The following is a 1,124-nucleotide window of genomic DNA, read 5'->3' as shown; positions in this document are numbered from 1 at the left end:
AGGCCCTGTGGCGCATCGAGCTGGCCTTTGACCTCGCGCCGCTTGGCCCGCTGCAAGTCCAGGCCCAGTTGAGCCAGGGCCGCTTGAATGGCCAACTGTGGGCAGAACGTGAACCCACCGCACGGCTGATCGACAGCCAGCTCGGCACATTGCGCGAGCGCCTGCTGGCCCGCGGCCTGGACGTCGGCGACCTGGAATGCCACCCCGGCATCCCCCCTCAAGGCCCCCGCACGCGGGTCGAACAACGCTGGGTGGACGAAAACGCATGAGCCTCAACCCACCCCGCCAGGCCATTGCCCTGAGCTACGACGGCCAACAGGCACCCACCCTCAGCGCCAAGGGCGACGATGCCTTGGCCGAAGCCATCCTCGCCCTGGCCCGCCAACACGAGGTGCCGATCTACGAGAACGCCGAGCTGGTGCGCCTGCTGGCCCGGCTGGAGCTGGGCGATCAGATACCCGAGGCGCTGTACCTGACCATCGCCGAGATCATTGCCTTTGCCTGGCAACTGCGCGGCAAGGTGCCGCCAGGCTTTGACGATTCCACCAAACCCGAGCGTGACGTCACCGAGCTGTTGCCGCGCCTGCCCGGCAAGTCGGGCTGAACCGCCCGGCAAGCATTATCTACCGTCGCCCCCTGGCCCTGTCGGTCGATCCTGTGGTTTTTCCCGCACCACGGAGACCGACATGCCGACCACCCACATCAACGCGGCTGGCGTGCAGTACGTACGCAACCACCTAGCCACCCTGCCCCGACCCGACCGCGACGCCAAGCAGGCCATCCAGGACTGGCTGGCGACACAAGGCGTGCACCTGGACCCCGACCAGGTCGAGGTGGTGACGCTGCACATACACCCGGCCGGAGCCACCCAGTACCAGGCACAGGTAGTGCAGCGTGTGAGCCTGACGCAAGCCGTGCTGATGAACTGGCAAGGTGAATCCAACAACGACTTTTTCGGCGGCCTGTTCAAAGCCCCCTGGGCCGGCAGGCTGCCCGAAGACGGCCCAATCACCTGTGTCGAGCAACTCCCGACACAACCGCACGTCGACAACGGGGCCTGGTATGAGGTGTTCAACGGCCTCTTCAAGCGTACCGAACCTGCCCGCTACGACCACTCGACGCTG

At 66.1% G+C, this 1,124-nt stretch carries 3 protein-coding genes; all 3 read left to right on the top strand.

What is annotated here, in order from left to right; all coding sequences use genetic code 11:
* On the top strand, positions 1 to 269 hold a 269-nt coding region (locus MFF34_RS27955; protein ID WP_238217828.1), incomplete at its 5' end, for a flagellar hook-length control protein FliK.
* Positions 266 to 604 (top strand): EscU/YscU/HrcU family type III secretion system export apparatus switch protein, encoded by a 339-nt coding sequence (locus tag MFF34_RS27950; protein ID WP_099454925.1) that lies wholly within the window; start codon positions 266 to 268, stop codon positions 602 to 604. The genes MFF34_RS27955 and MFF34_RS27950, both read left to right, overlap by 4 nt.
* A gap of 82 nt (positions 605 to 686) precedes the next feature.
* On the top strand, positions 687 to 1,124 hold a 438-nt coding region (locus MFF34_RS27945), incomplete at its 3' end, for a dermonecrotic toxin domain-containing protein (protein ID WP_374707431.1).

This window comes from Pseudomonas sp. PAGU 2196, assembly GCF_022179005.1.
Taxonomy (GTDB): domain Bacteria; phylum Pseudomonadota; class Gammaproteobacteria; order Pseudomonadales; family Pseudomonadaceae; genus Aquipseudomonas; species Aquipseudomonas kermanshahensis.
Note: the sequence above shows the minus strand (reverse complement) of the source record. Positions and strands in the feature narration are given on the sequence as shown.

Coding starts and splice junctions, on each gene's coding strand:
- MFF34_RS27950 (WP_099454925.1), top strand. CDS start 266: ATGAGCCTCAACCCACCCCGCCAGGCCATTGCCCTGAGCTACGACGGC.